The 3,154-nt window shown below is 71.3% G+C and carries 2 protein-coding genes and 1 pseudogene; all 3 read right to left on the reverse strand.

The window, feature by feature from the left end; genetic code table 11:
* The coding region (locus EIO58_RS15085; RefSeq protein ID WP_164861755.1) for a LacI family DNA-binding transcriptional regulator at nt 1-137 on the reverse strand (137 nt) is incomplete at its 3' end.
* On the reverse strand, nt 134-1,981 hold the full coding sequence (locus EIO58_RS15090) for an MBL fold metallo-hydrolase (protein WP_127820206.1): 1,848 nt from the start codon (nt 1,979-1,981) through the stop codon (nt 134-136). The genes EIO58_RS15085 and EIO58_RS15090, both read right to left, overlap by 4 nt.
* Nucleotides 1,978-3,154, reverse strand: a pseudogene (locus EIO58_RS15095) (hypothetical protein); the annotation flags it as partial. The pseudogene EIO58_RS15095 and the gene EIO58_RS15090, both read right to left, overlap by 4 nt.

Genomic DNA, 3,154 nt, shown 5'->3' on the forward strand with positions numbered 1-3,154 from the left:
CGCACGCGGTCGCGCACGTCGGGGGCGGCGTAGCCGTTGCCCGACAGTGCGCGCGACGCGGTGGAGCGCGAGACGCCGGCGGCGTCGGCGACCTCGCGAATCGTCGGACGCGCGAACGCCGGGCGCTTGTCGCTCACGACGCCGGCTCCGTCACATCGATCAGGGCCTCGGCGTGCTGACCGAGCCGCAGATCGCCGATGACGACATCGATCGCGATTCGCTGCCGGCGTCCGGTGGACGCCGGGGTCACGGTCAGCTGCACAGAGGACTCCTCGCCGGGTCCGAGGTCGACCTCGAGTTCGGACTCGGACGAGCGCCAGCCTAGCGGCAGGACGGGCCGCACCCGTGCGCGCGCACGCTCCGGCAGTGGATTGCGCACCCGCACCGTGTAGTCGGCGGACTCGCCGGTCACCGCTCGGCGGCGATAGGGGAGAAGTCGCGCCGTCTGTCCGTCGGGACCGATCGTCAGATCGTCGAGGGGCAGCAGCCGCTCGTGCAGGTCGTCGACCTCGCGCGCCGACTGCGCGAGGTAGTCCAGGTACTCGTCGTCGACCCAGCGCGGATCCCAGTGGCCGCTCGCCATCAGCCCCGGCGCGATGCGTCGGTACAGCGCGGCGCTCTGCGCGTAGTCGCCCAGCCGGAAGAGGTTCCGGTACTGGTAGTTCATGATGTCGCGCCGGCCGTCGCGACCGCCGAGGCCCTCCTGCTGGTCGCCCGTGAACACGACCTTCACGCCGTCGATGTCGAGCTCGTACGCGACGGCGTAGAGGGTGTGACCGGGTTGCGCGTGCGCGGTGAAGGTGTACTCGTTCCACGTGAACGGCTCGCCGAGTGGCAGCACGCGGTCGGCCGTGATCGGGTCGTACCACTGGCACGGCAGGTCTTCGTACCAGGGGTCGGCCATCGTCGGCGCGACGTTCTCAGGGATCCACAGCTCGGCGTGCTCGACGTCGCGCAGCAGCGGCATCCCGGCGATGTGGTCGTCGTGGTAGTGCGTGGGAAGCGCCACCGAGATGCGCGTGACGCCGTACAGTTCGCGCAGCGCCGGAAGCGAGGCGAGCCAGGGCCGCCGCGACGCGCGCTCCTGGCCGAGCACGAGCCCCGTCGTCATGTCGTAGCCGTAGTCGACGATGAGCGCCTCGCGCGTCTCGGACAGCACCACGTACGAGCACGACATCGCGGTGCGGTTGAGCAGCAGGTGCGGTGTGATCGCGACGAACGGGTCCTCCAGGCGAGCGCGGAGATCCCACGGATACGAGCGCCGCGAGTCGACGTACTCCTGCATCGTCTGCGCGAGCAGCTCGAGCGCATGGTCGGGGTCGCGCATGATCTCGCCATGCGAAGGCGCGACTTTCGAGAGGCGGTAGCGGTGCAGCAGCAGCGCGCTCAGCACCGTCATCGCCGGCCCCTCGCTCTGCGTGTACGACCACTGCGTCGCCGCGAGCGACCACACCTTGCCCGGCGCGTAGACGAGGTCGCCCGCGAACGCGATCCGCTCGCCGTCGCGGTCGAGCACGTACGTCACCGAGCCGATCGTGTGGCCCGGCGTCGGCAGCACGAGCAGGCGCACGCCGGCCGCCTCGGTGTAGCGGTACTCCGGAACGGTGGCGTGCACGGAGACCGACTCGAGCAGCGAGAAGCGGTCCTGGCGCAGGTTGTAGTCGTTGTCGAGCTGTCGGCCCTCCCACATCTCCTCGACGCGGTCGAACAGCTCGCGTTCCACCGGCGGCACGTGGATCCGCGCCCCGTGCTCCGCGGCGAGCGGCAGCCCCTGCCCCTGATCGCGGTGGTGGTGCGTCATGAAGACGTCGGTGATGCGACGGATGCCGAGCCCGGCGAGCTCCGACAGCGCGAGGCCCGATCCGAAGTCGATGGCGACGGCATCCCGTTCACCTTCGGGGGCGTCGGGGTCGACGACGAGGTAGACGTGGCACGTGTCGGCGATGCGCCAGACGCCGCGCGCGACCTCGGTCACCGTCATCCCAGGCCCTTCCGGTACTCGTCCCATGTGCGACCGATCATCGACAGATGCTCGAGGTCGATCGGCTCGTCCTGTCCCACGCGCTCGAGGTAGTACAACGCGGGCACTCCGAGGCCCGCCTGCGTGCCGGCGTAGTCGAGCCACTCCTCGCGGTTCGGCATCGGCCACTGGTCGGTGTCGACCGGATGACCCGGCAGCACCGCGGCGACGATCTCGTGGCGTGCGCGCAGCTGCGCAGCGACCGAGACCGGTCTGCCCGCGACGTCGTGCTCGAGAACGTCGTTCGTGCGGATCATGTCGGCGATGGCGCCGAACGAGGGGTGCACGGTGTGGGTGATGACGAGCGCGTCGGGCTTGATTCGCTTGGCAGCCGTATGGATGCGGGCGACGAGCCGGTGCAGGGCCGCGATGCCCCACACGCCGTCGCTGTCGGGCGCCGGGCGCAGCATCGCGCCGCTCGGTGCGCGCTGGGTGAAGTCGACCTTGAAGCCGTCGGCGTCGAGCCCCTCGGGCGAGAGCAGGCGCTCGACGATCGAATCGAGGCGCGCGAGGTAGGCGGGGCTGCCGGGGTCGGCCGCGAGCGGGCGGCACGCGGCATCCGTCACGCATTCCTCCGCGGGCAGTCCCGCGGGATCCCACGCCTTGAACCACAGCAGCACGCGCCGGCCCTCGGCGTGGCGGTCGTCGATCCAGCCGCGCAGGTCGGGCCAGGCGTCGGTGTCGGGCTCGGCCGTGCCGTACTGCGCCTGCCATCGGTCGTCGATCACGACGGTTCCGGGATCGAGGGATGCCGAGGCCAGGGTGGCGAGGAACTCGTCGTAGGTCTCCTGACGGCACAGGTCGGGCGCCGGCGCGCCGCCGGGGGTGGCGCGGGCGACCTGTGCGCCCCAGCCGCAGAAGATCGGCTCGAGCCACCACGGCTCGATGGCGGGGCCTGACTCGGGCGCGAGCCCGGCGGCGACGAGGTCGTCGCGGTAGTCGCGCAGCGCATCGGCCGGATCGGGGACGGGCTGGATCACGACGGTGGGCGAGCGCCACACGCCGTCGACCGTGGTGTGGCCTTCGTGCGCGAGGCGCAGCAGGCCGCCGCCGTCGACGGGGTCGAACCGCATCGCCGTGAATCGAAGGTCTTCGACGGGTGCCCGCAGCCACATCCCCAGCCACGGGCCGGCT

The sequence above is a fragment of the Microbacterium sp. CPCC 204701 genome (assembly GCF_004010105.1).
Lineage (GTDB): Bacteria > Actinomycetota > Actinomycetes > Actinomycetales > Microbacteriaceae > Microbacterium.

Excerpts from the sequence above, each read along its gene's own strand:
- EIO58_RS15090 (WP_127820206.1), bottom strand. The coding sequence starts at position 1,981 with ATGACGGTGACCGAGGTCGCGCGCGGCGTCTGGCGCATCGCCGACACG.